A 17,626-nucleotide genomic window follows, 5' to 3' on the forward strand; every position below is an offset into this window, starting at 1 on the left:
GGGCCCCTCCTGTGGGGCCCTTTCGTGCGTTAGCGTGTTGGCGTGATCGTCAGGTCCAGGCTCGACCTCGAGAGCGCCGACTACCGCAGTCGCCGCGCATCCATGCTCGCCAAGCTGAGCGAGCTCGACGCCGAGCATGCCAAGGCCGTGGCCGGGGGTGGTGAGAGGTACGTCGAGCGGCATCGCAGGCGCGGCAAGCTGCTGGCCCGTGAGCGCATCGAGCTGCTGGTCGATCCCGACTCCCCGTTCCTGGAGCTGTCGCCGCTGGCCGCCTGGGGCAGTGAGTTCCCCGTGGGGGCCGGCATGGTGTCGGGGATCGGGGTGGTCGAGGGCGTCGAGTGTGTGATCACCGCCAACGACCCCACCGTCCGCGGCGGCGCCTCCAATCCGTGGACGTTGCAGAAGTCGCTGCGGGCGGCCGACATCGCGCTGCGGAACAGGCTGCCGTACGTGAACCTGGTGGAGAGCGGCGGCGCGGATCTGCCGACGCAGAAGGAGATCTTCATCCCGGGTGGGCGGATATTTCGGGACCTGACCCGGTTGTCGGCTGCGGGCGTTCCGACCGTCGCGCTCGTGTTCGGGAACTCCACGGCAGGCGGCGCGTACGTGCCCGGGATGAGCGACTACGTGGTGATGGTGCGGGAACGAGCGAAGGTGTTCCTGGGCGGCCCGCCCCTGGTGAAGATGGCCACCGGCGAGGAGTCGGACGACGAGTCGCTGGGCGGCGCCGAGATGCACGCCAGGATCAGCGGCCTGGCCGACCATCTGGCCGAGGACGAGCACGACGCGCTGCGGATCGGGCGGCAGATCGTGCGTTCCCTCAACTGGCGCAAGCAGGGCGTCAGGCCGCGGGCGGCGCGGGAGCCGAGGTACCCGGTGGACGAGCTGCTTGGGATCGTCCCCGAAGACCTGAAGGTGCCGTTCGACCCTCGCGAGGTGATCGCGCGGGTGGTGGACGGGAGCGAGTTCGAGGAGTTCAAGCCGCTGTACGGCGCCTCGCTGGTGACCGGCTGGGCGCGCGTCCACGGCTACCCGGTGGGCGTGCTGGCCAACGCGCGCGGCGTGCTGTTCAGCGAGGAGTCGCAGAAGGCCACCCAGTTCATCCAGCTCGCGAACCAGTCGCGCACTCCGCTCCTGTTCCTCCAGAACACGACCGGTTACATGGTCGGCAAGGAGTACGAGCAGGGCGGCATCATTAAGCACGGCGCCATGATGATCAACGCCGTCTCCAACTCGACCGTGCCCCACCTCACCATCGTCATGGGCGCCTCGTACGGCGCCGGAAACTACGGCATGTGCGGGCGCGCGTACGAGCCCCGCTTCCTGTTCAGCTGGCCGAGCGCCAAGTCGGCGGTGATGGGGCCCGCGCAGCTCGCCGGGGTGCTGTCGATCGTGGGCAGGGCGTCGGCGCAGGCCAAGGGGCAGGCGTACGACGAGGAGGCGGACGCGGCGATGCGCGCGATGGTGGAGGCCCAGATCGAGGCGGAGTCGCTGCCGTTCTTCCTGTCGGGCCGCCTGTACGACGACGGGGTCATCGACCCGCGCGACACGCGTACCGTGCTGGGCATGTGCCTGTCCGCGATCAACAGCGCGCCGGTGCCCGAGCCGGCGGGGTTCGGGGTGTTCCGGCCTTGATCACCCGTCTGCTGGTCGCGAACCGGGGCGAGATCGCCCGCCGCGTCTTCCGCACCTGCGCGTCGCTCGGCATCTCCACGGTCGCCGTCTTCTCCGACCCCGACGCGGACGCGCCGCACGTGGCCGAGGCCGATCTGGCGGTACGGCTGCCCGGCGCCCGCCCGTCCGATACGTACCTGGACATCGGGCGCATCGTGGACGCCTGCCGGGCCACCGGCGCGGACGCCGTCCATCCCGGATATGGCTTCCTGTCCGAGAACGCGGAGTTCGCACGGGCGGTGCTGGCGGCCGGGCTGGTCTGGGTCGGCCCGCCACCGGAGGCCATCGCCGCCATGGGGTCCAAGGTCGAGGCGAAGCGGCTGATGGCGGAGGCGGGGGTGCCCGTGCTGCCGTCGCTCGATCCGGCGGCGCCCGGCGAGTTCCCGGTGCTGGTGAAGGCGTCCGCGGGTGGGGGCGGGCGCGGCATGCGGATCGTGCGTGAGCCCGGGGAGCTGGCCCTGGAGGTCGAGTCGGCGCGCAGGGAGTCGGCGGCGGCGTTCAGGGACGGGACCGTGTTCGTGGAGCCGCTGCTGGAGGGGGCCCGGCACGTCGAGGTGCAGGTGCTGGCCGACCGGCACGGGACCGTGTGGGCGCTGGGCGAGCGGGAGTGCAGCGTGCAGCGGCGGCACCAGAAGGTCGTCGAGGAGTGCCCATCCCCCGGGATCACGGCCGAGCTGCGCGAACGGCTCTGCGAGGCGGCGGTCAGGGCCGCACGGAAGATCGGCTACGTGGGGGCCGGGACGGTGGAGTTCCTGGTCAAGGGGGATCGGGTGGCGTTCCTGGAGATGAACACCCGGCTCCAGGTCGAGCACCCGGTCACCGAGCTGGTCCACGGAGTCGATCTCGTACGGCTGCAGCTCGAGGTGGCCGAAGGGACCCCGCTCCCGGCGGAGCCGCCCGCGCCGGCCGGGCATGCGGTGGAGGTGCGGCTCTATGCGGAGGACGAGGACTATCTGCCGCAGAGCGGGGTGCTCCGGCGGTTCGAGGTCTCCGGGGACGTGCGGGTGGATTCGGGGGTCGAGTCAGGGTCGGTGATCTCGCCGTACTACGACCCGATGCTGGCGAAAATCATCGGGTACGGGTCGTCGCGGGCCGAGGCGGTGCGGAAGCTGGTCACGGCGCTGCGGCGGGCGAGGCTCCATGGAGTCACCACCAATCGCGATTTATTGGTGAAAATCCTGACAAATCCGGCGTTTGTGGCGGGCGATACCCACACCGGCTTCCTCGCCCCGGACGGCCCGCTCCAAGGCGCGGCGGCGCGAGAAGAGCAGCCGGGCGAGCAACCCGGCGAGCTCCCCGCCCCCGCCGCCGTCCTCGCCGCCGCCCTCGCCGCCGCCCTCGCCATGGCCGCCGCGAACCGCCGCCGGGCCAAGGTGCTGCCGGGCCTTCCGAGCGGCTGGCGCAACGTACGCTCCCAGCCCCGCCGCGCCCGCTTCGAGGAGGCCGAGGTCGTCTACGACCCGCTGCCCGACGGCGTCACGGTGATCAGCGCGGAGCCGTACGAGGTGGTGCTGGAGCACGACGGCGTCCGGCAGACCTTCCAGGTGGCCCAGTACGACGAGGACGGCAGGATCTACGTGGACCACGCCGGCGGCTGCGCCGAGCTGACCCCGCTCCCCCGTCTCCCCGAGCCGGTCGAGCACGTCGCCCCCGGATCGCTGCTCGCCCCCATGCCGGGCAGCGTGCTGCGGGTCGAGGTGGAGGCCGGCGAGCGGGTGGTGAAGGGGCAGGTGGTGCTGGTGCTCGAGGCGATGAAGATGGAGCATCGGATCGTGGCGCCTTCCGACGGGGTGGTGTCCGGCGTACACGTCGAAAAGGGCCGGCAGGTCGACGCGGGCGCGGTGCTGGCGATCATCCAGGAGGGGACCTCATGACGAGCCTGGTGCACAAGGACCTGGCGGGCGGCGTCGCGACCATCACGCTGGACTCGCCGCCCAACCGCAACGCCCTGTCCGTACGGCTCCTCGCCGACCTGGCGGAGCGGCTGCACTGGGCGCTGGCCGAGCCGGAGGCCAGGGTGATCGTGCTGACCGGCACGGGGAGCGTGTTCTGCTCGGGCGCGGACATCAAGGAGCAGAAGGCCTCCGGCGCGCCGGTGACGGCGTCGTTCCCTGAGATCCTCGCCTTGATCTGGGAGAGCCCGAAGCCGGTCGTCTGCCGGCTCAACGGCACCGCGCGGGCGGGCGGACTGGGGCTGGTGGCGGCGTGCGACTTCGCGATCGCGCCGCTGACGGCGTCGTTCGCGTTCTCGGAGGTGCGGCTCGGGGTCGTGCCCGCCATGATCTCGGTGCCCGTGCTGCGCCGGGTCGAGCCGAGGGCGGCGGCCGAGTACTTCCTGACCGGCGAGGTGTTCGACGCCGCTCGCGCGGCGGAGATCGGGCTGCTCTCGCGGGCCGTGCCCGAGGAGGAACTGGACGCGACGGTCGCCCATTACGCGGAGCTGCTGACCAAGGGCGGCCCCGAGGCGCTGGCCATCACCAAGCGGCTGGTCAGGGAGGTGCCGGGGATGTCGTTCGAGGAGGGGCTGCGGCGGATGACCGAGCTGTCCGCCGAGCGCTTCACGTCGGAGGAGGGGCAGGAGGGCATCGCGGCGTTCCGGGAGAAGCGCCCGCCCAAGTGGGCCGTGTGATGACGCTGCGGATCGCGAACTGCAGCGGCTTCTACGGCGACCGCCTCTCGGCCGCCCGCGAGATGGTCGAGGGCGGCCCCATCGACGTGCTGACCGGCGACTGGCTGGCCGAGCTGACCATGCTCATCCTGGCCGGCAACCGCCTCAAGGGCCGTCCGGGGTACGCGCCGACGTTCCTGCGGCAGTTGGAGGACGTGCTCGGCCCTTGCCTCGATAAATCCATAAAAATCGTGGCAAATGCCGGCGGATTGGACCCCGCCGGCTGCGCCGAGGCCGTCCACGACCTGGCCACCCGCCTCGGTCTCTCCCCCACGATCGCCCACATCACGGGCGACGACCTCACCGGCCACCCCCTGGACCTGACCAACGCGGACACGGGCGAGCGCCTGGCCGCCACCCCGCTGACCGCGAACGCCTACCTCGGCGGCCGCCCGATCGCCGCCGCCCTGTCGGCGGGCGCGGACGTGGTCGTGACCGGCCGCGTCACGGACGCCGCCCTGGTGACGGGTCCGGGCATCTGGCGGTACGGATGGGGGCCCGACGATCTCGACCCGCTGGCGGGCTCGGTGGTCGCGGGGCACATCATCGAATGCGGCTGCCAGGCCACGGGCGGTAATTACGCGTTCTTCCAGGACGTACCGGACCTGGCGCACTGCGGCTTCCCGCTCGCTGAGCTGCGCGCGGACGGCTCCGCCGTGATCACCAAGCACCCGGGCACCGGCGGGCTGGTCTCGGTCGGCACGGTGACGGCGCAGCTCGTGTACGAACTGGGGAGCCCGCGCTACCTCGGCCCTGACGTGGTCGCCCGCTTCGACACGATCAGGTTGTCGTCCGACGGCCCCGACCGCGTCCTGGTCTCGGGCGTCCGCGGCGAGCCGCCGCCTGACACGTTGAAGGTGGCGGTCAACTACCTGGCGGGCTACCGGAACACGATGACCCTCGTCCTGACCGGCCTGGACGTGGAGGCCAAGGCCCGGGCGGCGGAGGAGGCCCTCTGGGCCCGCATCCCCCGGGAGTCGTTCGACGAGGTGGACGTCACGCTGACGGACTCGGGCCTGCTGCGGATCACGGTCATGGACGCCGACCCGCACCGGGCGGGCCGGGCCTTCTCCTCCGCCGTGGTGGAGACGGGCCTGGCCAGCTACCCGGGCTTCTACGCCCTCACGCCGCCCGGCAGCGCCTCGCCGTACGGGGTGTACTGGCCCGTGCTCGTGCCTGCTTCGGAGGTCCGCCCGCGCGTCTTCATCAACGGCAAGGAACTGCCCCCATCCGCCGTCGAGGCGCACGCCGCCCATGCGTCCGGCGGGACGGGCACGGTGGAGACGCCGGACCCGACCAGGGCGCCGAGCCCGCCGGGCACGACACCTGACACGCGCAGCACCGTGCGGGTGCCGTTGGGGCGGGTCGCCGGGGCACGATCGGGCGACAAGGGCGGGAACGCCAACCTGGGCGTTTGGACCGACACGCAGGAGAGGTACGACTGGCTGGCGGCGTACCTGACGCCGGAGGCTCTCAGAAGCCTCCTCCCGGCTCTCGCGCCCCACCGCATCGACCGCTACGAGCTCCCCAACCTCAAAGCGCTCAACTTCGTGATCCACGGCCTGCTCGGCAGGGGCGTGGCGGCGAGCCCGAGGATGGACCCCCAGGCGAAGGCCCTCGGCGAGGAGTTGCGGGCGCGGGAGGTCGACCTCCCCCCGCACCTACGCGGCTGATTGCCAGGGCGAGCGCGTCCACGGCCGACGACCAGACCTCCGCCGCCCGCGCCTCCAGGGTCGGTGGGCGGCCGACCACCGCGTCAGCAACCCGTGGCGGGTCTCGAAGATGGTGTGCGGGGGCGACCTGCCGGGTGACCGCGCCTGCCAGTTCCTGCCGTTCATCAGGTGCCTCCGAGGAACCTGCCGCCTTCAGGGGGCGAAGAATTGGATTCCTGCGGAGCAGGGCAAGGGTAGGCGATTTGCCGTAACTAAGCGTAAGCCGAATCGCTGTATCGAACAAGAGCACGATTTTTAGCCGGTCGGGCGGTAGAACGTGAGGCGTGGCGCAGACCGTGAAGCGGACCTACAAGTACCGCTTCTACCCGACCTCCGAGCAAGCCTCCGAGCTCGCCCGGACGTTCGGCTGCGTCCGCCTGGTCTACAACAGGGCCCTCGAAGAACGCACCCGCGCCTACGCCCAGCAGGGCCGCCGTATCTCCTACGTGGAGTCCTCGGCACGGCTGACGGAGTGGAAACGCAGCGGTGAGTACGACTTCCTGTCGGAGGTGTCGTCCGTGCCGCTGCAGCAGGCACTGCGCCACCTGCAGGCCGCATTCGCGAACTTCTTCGCCAAGCGGGCCAGATACCCGACGTTCAAGAGCAGGAAGAAGTCGCGGGCGTCGGCGGAGTACACCCGCTCGGCCTTCCGGTGGCGGGACGGCCGGTTGACGCTGGCGAAGATGGATGCGCCGCTGGACATCGTGTGGTCGCGCCCGTTGCCGGAGGGGGCGGTCCCGTCCACGGTGACCGTGTCGAGGGACGCGGCAGGGCGCTGGTTCGTGTCCCTGCTGGTCGAGGAGAAGATCAGCCCGCTCCCGCCCGTCGGGCAGAGCGTGGGTGTGGACGCGGGCATCACCGCCCTGGCGACGCTGTCCACCGGAGAGAAGATCGTCAACCCGCGTCACGAGCGGGCCGACCGCAAGAGGCTGGCCAAGGCGCAGCGGGCGCTCGCCCGTAAGGAGAAAGGTTCGAACAACCGGGACAAGGCCCGGCGCAGGGTGGCACGGGTGTATGCCCGCATCGCTGATCGCAGGAGGGATCACCTGCACAAGGTCACGACACGGCTTGTTCGCGAGAATCAAGTGATCGCCGTGGAAGACCTGACCGTGCGGAACATGGTGCAGAACCGCTCGCTGGCGCGCGCCATTTCCGATGCCTCGTGGCGGGAGTTGCGGGGCATGCTGGAGTACAAGGCGGCCTGGTACGGGCGGGAACTGGTGGCGGTGGATCGCTGGTTTCCCTCCTCCAGGCTGTGCTCGGCGTGCGGGGCCTTGCGAGACAAGATGCCGCTGAACGTCCGCGAGTGGACCTGTGCTTGCGGCGCGGTCCATGACCGGGACGTGAACGCGGCCAAGAACGTGCTCGCCGCCGGGCTGGCGGAGAGCTGAAACGCCTGTGGAGCTGGTGTAAGACCTCAACGAGAATCCTCTCGGGCGGGCAACCGGCGGTGAAACAGGAACCCTCACGGGCGACCGTGGGACTCCCCCTCGTGCACGCGGGGGAGCATGCCAAGCAGGCCCTCGGCTGAGGGCGGGCGGGGGCGCGCACCGAGGGGCGGTACGGCCGCTGGGTGCACGGCGGTGGGCAGTGGGTTGACCGGGGATGCGGGGCTCTCGTAGGGTCGGCAAACCCCGAACATGGTTCTGTCGAAGGGCGGGTCATGACCACCACCCACATCGACGTCAGCGCCATCGACTTCGCCGCGCTAGGCACGTGGATGGACGCCCAGAGACTCCCCCAGGGCCCGATCACGGGCGAGGCTCCGGTCCTGGGCGGCACGCAGAACGTCATGGTCCGCTTCGAGCGCGGCGGCCGCCCGTACATCCTGCGCAGACCTCCCCTGCACGCCCGGGCCAGGAGCAACGAGGTGCTGCGCCGCGAGGCGCGGGTGCTGGCGGCGCTGCGCGACACGTCCGTCCCCGCGCCCAGGCTGGTGGCCGCGCAGACCGAGCGGGAACCGGTGTTCTACCTGATGGAGCCGGTCGACGGGTTCAACCCCTCGACCGGGCTGCCGGAGCCGCACGCCTCGGACCCGGCGATCAGGCACCGCATGGGGCTGGAGGCCGCCGCTGCGCTGGCCGAGCTGGGGCGGGTCGATCCGGGGGTGCTGCCGGGGTTCGGCCGGCCGGAGGGGTTCCTGGAGCGGCAGGTGCCGCGCTGGCTCAAGGAGCTCGACTCGTACGGCGAGCTCGACGGCTATCCCGGCCCGGACATCCCCGGTCTGCAGGAGACGGCCGACTGGCTCACGCGGCATCTCCCCCGTACGTTCACCCCGGGGATCATGCACGGCGACTACCACTTCGCGAACCTGATGTTCGCCTGCGACGGCCCCCGCGTCGCCGCGATCGTGGACTGGGAGATGTGCACGATCGGCGACCCGCTGATCGACCTCGGCTGGCTGCTGGCCACCTGGCCGAGCAGCAACGGCCACGTCCCGGGGCTGCCGGAGCCGCGGGAGCTGATCGCGTACTACGCGGCGCTGTCCGAGCGCGACCTGTCGGCCGTCGACTGGTACGCGGTCATGGCCTGCTTCAAGCTCGGCATCGTCCTCGAGGGCACGCACGCGCGGGCCTGCGCGGGGAAGGCGCCCCAGGACATAGGGGACGCGCTCCACGCGACCACCCTGGAGCTGTTCGACCGGGCACGGGACTTCCGGGACGGGATTCTCAGCTGATTTCCGGAAAAACGATCACATGAGTGCCCCGAGCCCTACAATTGCGCGCAATTGCATCGTTGATCGGGGAAGGATCGTCATGCGCATGCGGTTCCTCGGCTCCACCTCGGAGGCGGGCGCCTGCCCCACCCTGTACGAGACCGACCGCGGCACCATCGTCGTCCAAGGTCTGCAGGTCACCGACGCGGAGGCGCTCGCAGACCTCCGGGACGTGCTCGAGGGCGAGGTCGCGGTCGAGGTTCCCCGCGAGCTCATCACCGAGATCGCCCGCCGGGTCCTGCCTGACCATACGGCAAACGCTTTCCCGACCAGCGGGGCAACACCCTCGGCCACCGCTTGATCACATTTCCCTGGGACCCTGGCATGATCGGCACGGACCGGGCTAGCCTCTTGCGGCGTGACGTCGTTTCAGCAGGCGCGTGTCGACCTCGGCAGTCAATTACGCCAGCTGCGCGAGGCCGCACAGCTGTCCGGCAAGGAGCTGGCCGAGCGGCTGCGCTGGCAGCCGTCCAAGGTCTCCCGCCTGGAGAACGCCCGCCAGACCGCCACCGAGGATGACGTGGTCGTGTGGGCGCAGGCCGTACGCGCTTCGCCCGACACGACGGACGAGCTGATCAGGCAGGCCATCGCGCTGCTGGAGCGGCACGACGACTGGAAGCAGCGCCACCGCGGCGGCCTGGCCGCCCTCCAGGAGGACATCCGCGACCTGGAGGCGCGCACCAAGCTGTTCAGGGTGTTCGAGCCGGGCATCGTCGTAGGCCTGCTGCAGACGTCGGAGTACGCCAGGCACGTCTTCCGCAAGGTCAGGCGCCTCTACAGCGCCGCCGACCAGATCGACGCCGCGGTGCGGGTACGGATGCAGCGCCAGGAGATCCTCTACGACCGGACGCGGACGTTCAGGTTCGTGGTGACCGAGGCTGCGCTCCGCACCGCCCTCGCGCCGCCCGAGGTGATGCGCGGCCAGCTGGACCGATTACTCGCCGTCAGCACGCTGCCGAACGTGGAGTTCGGCGTGATCCCCTTCGACTGCGAGCTGCCGTCCAGCCCGATCAACGGCTTCTGGATCTACAACGAGGCCATGGTCTCGGTGGCCACCATGACGAAGGACCTGGTCCTCCGCGACCCGGACGACATCGCCTTCTACGTCCGGGCCTTCGACGACTACGCGAAGGTGGCGCAGCTCGACGAGGCCGGCCGGGACATCATCGTCAGCATTCTTCACGGTTACCGCAAACAAACGTCACATTAACCGCTGCAATTGCTTGCCTCCCACCCAAGATCGTGCAATTCTGTCGCGAGACGTTGCGGAGGTGACGCATGATGCTTGATACCGCGCTCTGCCTCGAGCGGTTCGCCTGGCACGCGGGTCGTCACGCTGACCTGTCGGTCCAGAGCCTCGCCCTGTCGAGCGACCCGGCGTACGTGTCGGTGCGCAACCGCTTCTCGGCCACCCTCGCGGAGACGGTGACGTGCTCGGACGAGGGCGCGTACATCACCTCGTGGGGCTACCGCCTCGGCACCACGGAGGACGTCGAGTCCGCCGCCGCCCGCCTCGCCTTCCTCCTCGCCGCCCTGCCCGCCTGACCTGCCCGCCTGACCTGCCCGCGAGCCGGGCGGCCGTGGGTCAGCAACCCGCCTTGTAGAGCACCTTCTGCACGTCCGGCTGGTCCACGTTCTGGGCCGTGACGATGGTGGCGTCCGTGGGGATCGACGGCGTGACCTGCTGCCCCTTGACGGCGGCGACCGCCTGCTCCACGCCCTTGGCGCCGATGTCACCGGGCAATTGCGCGATGAGCGCCTGCACGACCCCGTCCTTCAGCTGCTTGACCTGAGCCGGACCGGCGTCGAACCCCACCATCTTGACCTGTCCGAGCTTGCCGGCCTGCTGGAGGGCGGAGCCTGCGCCGGTGGCCGAGTTGAGGTTCGCGGCGAACACCCCGGCCAGGTCGGGATCCTTCGCCAGCGCCGCGTTGACGATCTTGGAGGCCTCGCCGACGTCGTTGTGCGAATACTGCACGCCGAGGTACGTCATCCCGGGATGCGACGCCTTGACCTCCTCCTCGAATCCCTTGATCCGGGCGTCCACGGTGCTGACACCCGGGTCCGTGGAGATCACCAGCACCTTGCCCTTGTCGCCGACCTGGTCCGCCAGCGCCTTGGCCGCCGCCGCCCCGCCCTTGACGTTGTCCGTGCTGATCCTGGACAGGCCGATGCTCTGGTCCTCCACCACCGTGTCCACCAGGACGATCTTGATGCCCTGCTGCTTGGCCTGCGTCAGAGGCGCGATCATGGCCTTGACGTCGGTGGGCGCGATGAGCATGGCGTCCGGCTTGGAGGCGACGACGGAGTTCACGATCGGCGTCTGCAACGTCGGGTCGAACTTCTGCGGCCCCTGGACGTCCAGCGCCACGCCCAGCTCCTTGGCCTTGGCCTTCGCGCCGCAGGCCATGGTCTCGTAGAACTCCTCCCCCGCCAGCCCCTGCACGAGCGTCACCCTGATCTGCCCGTTCCCACCGCCCTGCCCGCCCTGTTGCCCGCCCTGTCCGCCGCAGGCGGCGATCGTCAGCAGCGCTCCCAGAGCTGCCACAGCCTTGCGCATCGTGGTGCCTCCTCCTACTGGTCCCGGGCCCTGCGCCGCCACTGGTCGACGTAGACGGCCGCCACGAGCACGGCGCCGACCACCACCTGCTGCCAGAACGGCCGCACGCCCAGGATCTGGAAGCCGTTCTGCAGCACGACCGGGATGAACACCCCGATGACCGTCCCGGCCACCGTCCCCACGCCGCCGAAGAGGGACGTTCCGCCGATCACCACGGCCGCGATGGCCTGCAGGTTGTCGGTGGAGTGCGCGGACACGCCGGTGATGCCGTACTTGGCCAGCGACAGCTGCCCGGCCAGCCCGGCCAGCAGCCCCGCCAGGCCGTACACCCTGATCAGGTGCCCGCGCACGGCCACGCCGCCGCGCCTGGCGGCCTCGGCGTTGGACCCGATCGCGTACGTGTGCCGCCCGAACCGCGTGTACGCGAGCATGAGCGCGAGGGCGGCCGTGATGGCGGCGCAGATCCACACGATCAGCGGCACGCCGAGCCAGCGCGCCAGGCCGAGACCGAGGTTCAGGTCCGTCGGGGCACGCAGATCGACGCCGCCGGTGAGCAGCAGCGCCCCGCCGAGCGACATGCCGAGCGTCCCGAGCGTCACGATGAGCGCGGGGATGCGGCCAAGGGCGATCAGCACGCCGTTCAGGACGCCCCACGCCAGCCCCGTGACCAGCGCGGCCAGGGTGCCGAGGAGCAGCGAGCCGGTCGCGTCCATGACCTCGGCGGCCGCCACGGCCGAGAACACCAGCACTCCGCCCACCGACAGGTCGATCCCCGCGGTGATGATGACGTACGTCATGCCGGTGGCGAGCAGCAGCAGGATGGCGGCGTCGCTGACCAGGTTGAGCAGGTTGAACGCGGTCGGGAACGTGCGCGGCGCCAGGGCCGAGAACGCCGCCAGCAGCGCGAGCAGCACCAGGCCGATCCACACGACCTGCGACCGGCCCAGCCGCACGCCCTTCATGCGCCGCTCCCCCGCCCGCTGTCCCCAGGCCCGCCGTCATCCTGGCTGCCGAGCGCGCCGGTCATGGCGCCGACCAGCTCCTCCATCGAGACGTTCGCGGTGTCGAAGCGGGCCACCCTGCGCCCCAGCCGCAGCACCTCGACCCGGTCGGACACGGCCTTCACGTCCTGCATGTTGTGGCTGATCAGCACGACCGACACGCCCGAGTCGCGTACGCTCCGGATCAGGTCGAGCACCAGCCGGGTCTGCACGACGCCGAGCGCGGCGGTGGGCTCGTCCATGAACACCGCCCGGCGCGCCCACGTCACCGCCCTGGCCACCGCGACCCCCTGCCGCTGCCCGCCGGAGAGCGCGGAGACGGGCGCGGTCTGGGACGCGAGCCGCACGCCGAGCCGTTCGCAGGCCTCCTGCGCGGCGCGGCGCATGGCGGCGTTGTCCAGCACGCCGAGCAGGCCCAGCAGGCCGGGCTTGAGGCGTTCCCTGCCGAGGAAGAAGTTGGCGGCGGGGCTGAGGTCGGCGCAGAGCGCGAGGTCCTGGTAGACGGTCTCGATGCCGGCGCTCCTGGCCTCCTCGACCGACCCGAACGCCACCGGCTCGCCGTCGATCTCGACCGTCCCCTCGTCCGGGCGTTCGACGCCTGAGAGGATCTTCGCCAGCGTGGACTTGCCCGCGCCGTTGTCGCCGATCAGCGCGACCACCTCGCCGGGGCGCAGGGTGAAGTCGGCGCCGCGTAACGCCTCGACGTGGCCGTAGCTCTTCACGATCTCGCGGGCGGCGATCAACGGTACGGCCATAAGAACATCAATAATGCGATTGACATCGTTGTCAAGGCTCACCTTTCACGGCACCCGCGGCGCCGCCGCGAGATCGCGGTAGGCGTCCCACAGCTCGCCCAGGAAGAGCCGGCCGAACCTCACCAGCGCCGCCGGCCCCTCCGGCCCCCAGGTGCGGAACGTCGTCAGCTGGTGCATGAAGTCCGGCAGGTGGATCCTGATGACGCCCGCGGCGACCACCTCGGCCTCCGCGTCGCCCGCCGGGGCGGTGTGCCCGCGCAGGATCCGGACGTACAGGGTGGAGGTGTCGCGCCACACGTCGGCCCCGGGGTCGTCGTGGACGTCCTTGTGCCCGGTGAGCGTCAGCGCGGCGCCGCCGTCGCCGGTGAAGTGCAGGCGGTAGAGCATGCGCCGGCGCGACGGGTTCTCGCCCGCCACGAAGAGGTTGAACCAGCCGGCCCGCACCGGCAGGCGGCCGCCGCCGAGCATGGGGCAGCTCACCCATCCGGCCGCGGAGGCCTCGTGCCCGGGGTCCGCCACGAACCGCTCGACGTCGTCGGCGGTGATGGTCAGGTGGACCGCCAGCCGGTGCTCGTTCGCGCGCCCGAGCCGCTCGCCCTCGTCCGGGTCGGCCGAGCCGGGCATGATGTGGCCGCGCATCTCCTCGGTGAAGCTCAGCCCTGTCGTCTCCCGGCGGGCCCCGGCCGCCACGAGCGCCGGCGAGGTCTCCAGTGCGCGCTCGCAGGCCCGGTCCGAGAGCGCGGCGATGGTCAGGGCGGGATTGACGCCGACCGGGCCGGGCATGGACGCGCCGTCGAGGACGTACAGGCCCGGATGGCCGAACACCTCGCCGTACTCGTCCACGACGCCCTCGCCCGGGTGCCGTCCCATCGGGGCGCCGCCGAGCGGATGCACCGTGATCACCTTGCGGGCGAGCCAGAGCGGGCTGTCGTGGTAGCCGGCCCTCAGCACCCCGGCCATGTCCCGCATGACCGAGCGCATCGCGGTGAAGTACGGCATGGACGTGCTCGTGGTCCAGTCGACGTCGAGGTAGCCACGGCGCAGGCGCATGACGCCGTCGGGGACGTCGCGGCCCATGCCGAGCAGGCCCAGCGACCCGTCGGACAGGTGCCCGCTGCCGAGCAGCGCGGCCAGTTCGGCGTTGATCCGGGTCCGCGGCGAGCGGCTCAGCAGGGCCGCGATCCGGCCCAGCGCGAACTTGCCGGCTCTCCTGACCACGCCGCGCATCCCGGCGAGCTCCGCCAGCCATTCGACGAAGGGCGGGTAGCCCGCGTCCTCGACCAGGAACCCCCGGCGGTCGCCGGCCCCTGAGTCGGCCGCGTCCGGCACCCGGACGGCGCTGGTGATCACCGGCCCGCGGCTGCCCTCCAGCGAGCGGTGGCGGCCCGCGCCGTCGCGGGCGCGCGTGACCATGGTGAGCAGGTCGCCGTTGCCGCTGAAGCGGGTGCCGAGCATGGGGCTCAGCCCTGGGAACTCCGCTCTGCAGGTCAGCAGCAGGTACGTCGTCCCGAGCGCGCCCGCGGCCAGGACGAGCCGGTCACAGGTGATCGTGCGCCGCGGCAGCCGCCGGGTGCGGACCCGCCGCCGCTCCTCCCGTGGCTCGTGCACCACGTAGCTCACGGTGTAGCCGCCGCCCGGCCTGGGGGCCAGCCACCGGACCTCGTGCAGGGTGCGGAGGTCGGCGCCGGCGTGCCGGGCCGCCGACAGGTAGGTGTGGTCGAGGGAGTTCTTCGCGCCGTCGTTGCAGCCGAGGTCGCACTCGCCGCGCAGCCGGCACGTCGTACGCGGCAGGCCGTGCAGGTTGCCGTACGCGGGGTCCGGGATGGGCAGGCCGGGAGCGGGACGGCCCCCGGGCTGCGGGGCGAACGCGACCGCCAGCGGCGGCAGCTCCCACTCCAGGCCGAGCCGCGCGGCCGCCTCCCGCATCGCGAGGGTCTTGGCCGTCGTGTCGTACGGCGGCACGTCCAGCGGGTAGCGCTGGGGCCGGAGCATCCGCTCCACCGCGTCGTAGTGCGGGTCGAGGTCGGCCCGCGTCACGGGCCAGTGCTCGTGGCCGCCGCCGGGCAGCGGGCTCTCCCGGACGAACCACCGTTCCGGCTTGCGCAGCAGCACGTTGGCGTAGATGAGGGAGCCGCCGCCGAGCCCGCTGGAGACGGCCGCGCCGAGCCCGCGGAAGCTCCACAGGTCGAACAGGCCGTACATGCCCTCGCTCGGGTCCCACAGGTTACGCGCCATCGCGGCGGGCGCGCGGGGGAACGAGCCCGGTGGATACGGCCGGCCGCGCTCCAGCACGACCACCCGCAGCCCCGCCTCCGCGAACCGGTAGGCCGCCACGGCACCGCCGAACCCCGAGCCCACGACGACGACGTCCGCGTGCTCGTCGGCCGGGCGTCTTGCCTGGTGATGGCGCATCTCGTCCCTCTCGCCGATCCTGGCAGGAAAAGCGGGGGGAGGTAGAATCAAAGCGTAACCGACCGGTGCGCTGAGCACCCAGACCCAGGGCCTTGGCCCCGTGGACGGCCGGCCGGGCCCGGATCGTGGCGACATGCACGGACGACCCGCGACAAGCGAACGCCTCATACCCTTCACCGCCGGTGACGGCAAGCCGCTGAGCCTCGTCAACGTGCGCGGGTCGGCACCGCCGACCAGAGCGCCGGTCCTGCTCGTGCACGGTGCGGGGGTCCGGTCCGGGGTCTTCCGCGCGCCGGTGCCCGCCAACGTGGTGGACGCGCTCGTCGCGCGGGGGCACGACGTCTGGCTGGAGGACTGGCGGGCGAGCATCGAGGTGCCGCCCAACCCGTGGACCCTGGACCAGGCGGCGCGGTACGACCATCCCGCCGCCGTGCGCAAGGTCGTCGAGGAGACCGGCGCGGACCGCCTCAAGGCGATCATCCACTGCCAGGGCTCCACCTCGTTCATGATGTCCGCCTGCGCGGGCCTGGTCCCGCAGGTCGACACGATCATCACGAACGCCGTGTCGCTGCACCCGGTCGTCCCGCCCTGGTCGCGGGCCAAGCTCCGCTACGCCGTGCCGGTCACCTCCCGGTTCCTGTCCTACCTCGACCCCTCCTGGGGCGACCACCCGCCGCCGGGCGCGGCCACGATGATCACCCGGCTGGTGAAGGCCACGCACACCGAGTGCCGGAGCACGGTCTGCAAGCTGGTCAGCTTCACGTACGGGAGCGGGTGCCCCGCGCTGTGGCGGCACGAGAACCTTGGCCGCGACACGCACGACACCTGGATCCCGCGCGAGTTCGGCCCGGTGCCGCTGACCTTCTTCCGCCAGATGGACCGGTGCGTGCGCAGCGGCCGCCTGGTCGCCTTCGAGCACCTCGACGGCCTGCCGGACGACTACACGGCGCAGGAGCCGCGTACCGACGCCCGGGTCGTTTTCCTCGCGGGCGAGCTGAACCGCTGCTTCCTCCCGGAGAGCCAGCGCCTGTCCTACGAGTTCTTCTCCCGCTTCGGCCGCCACCGCCACGCCCTGCACGTCCTTCCCGGATACAGCCATCTGGACGTGTTCTTCGGCGAGCGCGCCCACCTCGACGTCTTTCCGCTGATCATCGAGGAGCTGGCCGGCGCGCCGGCCCGGCACAGGGGGGACCGATGACCTTCGCCGCAGGGCGCCGGCGCACGGCCGGCCGCTACGCCAACGTGGACGGCATCCCGTTCCGGATGCCGGTGGGGACGCCGGGCAGCCCGGCGCTCCTCGCCGCCTATCCGATCGACCCGCGCGGCGCGCGCGAGGTGCTGCCGCAGGAGTTGCGCCCGTACCGGATCCGCGGCGAGGGGGTGCTGCTGATCGCGGTCGTGGACTACCGGGACACCCCGATCGGCAGCTACGTGGAGCTCTGCGCCGGGATCCTGTGCACGCGGGGCGGCCTGCCCACGCCGCCGCCCCTGCTGTCGCTGCTGGTCGGCTCGGCCTTCGGCACCGGCGTCTACATCTGCGACATGCCGGTGAGCACCGAGATCTCGGTCAAGGGCGGGCTCGGCATCTGGGGCATGCCCAAACGGCGCGCCTCCCTCGACTTCGTGGCCGGCGAGTCCACGGTCAGCAGCCAGTACGACCTCGACGGGCGGATGGTCCTGCGCGTGGACGTCCCGCGCCCGGCGCGGGCGCGGCTGCCGCTGCGCCTCACCGGCACCGGCTACGCGTCCTTCCGCGGGATGCTCGTGAAGTCGTCCGTCACGCTCCGCGGCTGGATGGGCGTCACCCCCGGAGGGGGCCCGGGCAGCCGGCTCCTCATCGGCGACCACGAGCGGGCGGCGTGGCTGAAGCGGCTGGACGTACGCGACCGGCCGCTCGTGACCGCCTTCGTCCCCGCCCTGAGCGGGGTTCTCGACGACCACGTGGAGAGCTGGTTCCTCACCTCGGCCGCGCCGCCGCCGGCGCCCGGGGACGGCCTGCGCTCCGTGGTCGATCTGGGGCTCGGGCAGGACCGGCTGCCGCCTCCCGACCGCGCCGGGAGCGACCGTCTCCTGGAGCCGCGCGAGCACGTCACGCAGATGCCGTAGCCGACCATTCACCGGGAGATCC

15 protein-coding genes are annotated in these 17,626 nt (G+C 71.6%); 11 read left to right on the plus strand and 4 right to left on the minus strand.

Features of this window, described 5'->3' with window-relative positions; translation table 11 throughout:
* Positions 1 to 102 precede the first annotated feature (102 nt).
* The 9 genes from AB0H84_RS26220 to AB0H84_RS26260 all read left to right on the plus strand — a co-directional run bounded on the left by AB0H84_RS26220 (position 103) and on the right by AB0H84_RS26260 (position 10,315).
* Positions 103 to 1,635, plus strand: coding sequence for a carboxyl transferase domain-containing protein (locus AB0H84_RS26220; RefSeq protein WP_357609595.1), 1,533 nt, complete (start codon positions 103 to 105; stop codon positions 1,633 to 1,635).
* Positions 1,632 to 3,548, plus strand: a complete 1,917-nt coding sequence (locus tag AB0H84_RS26225) for a biotin carboxylase N-terminal domain-containing protein (RefSeq protein ID WP_357609247.1) — start codon at positions 1,632 to 1,634, stop codon at positions 3,546 to 3,548. The genes AB0H84_RS26220 and AB0H84_RS26225 overlap by 4 nt, the downstream gene beginning before the upstream one ends.
* The gene (locus AB0H84_RS26230; RefSeq protein WP_357609250.1) at positions 3,545 to 4,303 is read left to right on the plus strand and encodes an enoyl-CoA hydratase-related protein; all 759 of its coding nucleotides are present in this window, start codon (positions 3,545 to 3,547) and stop codon (positions 4,301 to 4,303) included. The genes AB0H84_RS26225 and AB0H84_RS26230 overlap by 4 nt, the downstream gene beginning before the upstream one ends.
* A complete protein-coding gene (locus AB0H84_RS26235) occupies positions 4,303 to 6,015 on the plus strand; it encodes an acyclic terpene utilization AtuA family protein (protein WP_357609253.1) in 1,713 nt (570 codons plus the stop codon). Before AB0H84_RS26230 ends, AB0H84_RS26235 begins: the two co-directional genes overlap by 1 nt.
* A gap of 323 nt (positions 6,016 to 6,338) precedes the next feature.
* Entirely contained in the window at positions 6,339 to 7,445 is a 1,107-nt protein-coding gene (locus AB0H84_RS26240) for an RNA-guided endonuclease TnpB family protein (protein ID WP_357609255.1), read from the plus strand.
* 272 nt (positions 7,446 to 7,717) lie between these two features.
* On the plus strand, positions 7,718 to 8,731 hold the full coding sequence (locus AB0H84_RS26245; protein ID WP_357609258.1) for a phosphotransferase family protein: 1,014 nt from the start codon (positions 7,718 to 7,720) through the stop codon (positions 8,729 to 8,731).
* 79 nt (positions 8,732 to 8,810) lie between these two features.
* On the plus strand, positions 8,811 to 9,071 hold the full coding sequence (locus tag AB0H84_RS26250) for a hypothetical protein (RefSeq protein ID WP_357609260.1): 261 nt from the start codon (positions 8,811 to 8,813) through the stop codon (positions 9,069 to 9,071).
* Between the two features lie 57 nt (positions 9,072 to 9,128).
* Positions 9,129 to 9,980 carry a helix-turn-helix transcriptional regulator gene (locus AB0H84_RS26255; protein WP_357609263.1) on the plus strand — a complete coding sequence of 284 codons (852 nt, stop codon included), beginning with the start codon at positions 9,129 to 9,131 and terminating at the stop codon, positions 9,978 to 9,980.
* 68 nt (positions 9,981 to 10,048) lie between these two features.
* Complete coding sequence (locus AB0H84_RS26260) at positions 10,049 to 10,315, plus strand: hypothetical protein (protein ID WP_357609265.1); 267 nt, start codon at positions 10,049 to 10,051, stop codon at positions 10,313 to 10,315.
* A 40-nt stretch (positions 10,316 to 10,355) separates the two neighbouring features.
* Here the strand turns inward: AB0H84_RS26260 and AB0H84_RS26265 are convergent, their stop codons facing one another.
* From AB0H84_RS26265 to AB0H84_RS26280, 4 genes are read right to left on the minus strand one after another with little or no spacing between them, the layout of a single operon-like run.
* Positions 10,356 to 11,330 carry an ABC transporter substrate-binding protein gene (locus tag AB0H84_RS26265; protein ID WP_357609268.1) on the minus strand — a complete coding sequence of 325 codons (975 nt, stop codon included), beginning with the start codon at positions 11,328 to 11,330 and terminating at the stop codon, positions 10,356 to 10,358.
* Between the two features lie 14 nt (positions 11,331 to 11,344).
* Positions 11,345 to 12,292 (minus strand): ABC transporter permease, encoded by a 948-nt coding sequence (locus AB0H84_RS26270; RefSeq protein ID WP_357609270.1) that lies wholly within the window; start codon positions 12,290 to 12,292, stop codon positions 11,345 to 11,347.
* Positions 12,289 to 13,086, minus strand: coding sequence for an ATP-binding cassette domain-containing protein (locus AB0H84_RS26275; protein WP_357609273.1), 798 nt, complete (start codon positions 13,084 to 13,086; stop codon positions 12,289 to 12,291). Before AB0H84_RS26275 ends, AB0H84_RS26270 begins: the two co-directional genes overlap by 4 nt.
* A 45-nt stretch (positions 13,087 to 13,131) precedes the next feature.
* The gene (locus AB0H84_RS26280; RefSeq protein WP_357609275.1) at positions 13,132 to 15,498 is read right to left on the minus strand and encodes a GMC oxidoreductase; all 2,367 of its coding nucleotides are present in this window, start codon (positions 15,496 to 15,498) and stop codon (positions 13,132 to 13,134) included.
* A 133-nt stretch (positions 15,499 to 15,631) separates the two neighbouring features.
* Between AB0H84_RS26280 and AB0H84_RS26285 the strand changes: the two genes are divergently transcribed.
* Both AB0H84_RS26285 and AB0H84_RS26290 read left to right on the plus strand, forming a co-directional pair.
* Complete coding sequence (locus AB0H84_RS26285) at positions 15,632 to 16,696, plus strand: hypothetical protein (RefSeq protein ID WP_357609277.1); 1,065 nt, start codon at positions 15,632 to 15,634, stop codon at positions 16,694 to 16,696.
* Positions 16,693 to 17,604, plus strand: coding sequence for an acetoacetate decarboxylase family protein (locus AB0H84_RS26290; protein ID WP_357609279.1), 912 nt, complete (start codon positions 16,693 to 16,695; stop codon positions 17,602 to 17,604). The genes AB0H84_RS26285 and AB0H84_RS26290 overlap by 4 nt, the downstream gene beginning before the upstream one ends.
* Positions 17,605 to 17,626 lie beyond the last annotated feature (22 nt).

Origin of the sequence: Nonomuraea sp. NPDC050786 (assembly GCF_040654115.1) — a bacterium.
Lineage (GTDB): Bacteria > Actinomycetota > Actinomycetes > Streptosporangiales > Streptosporangiaceae > Nonomuraea.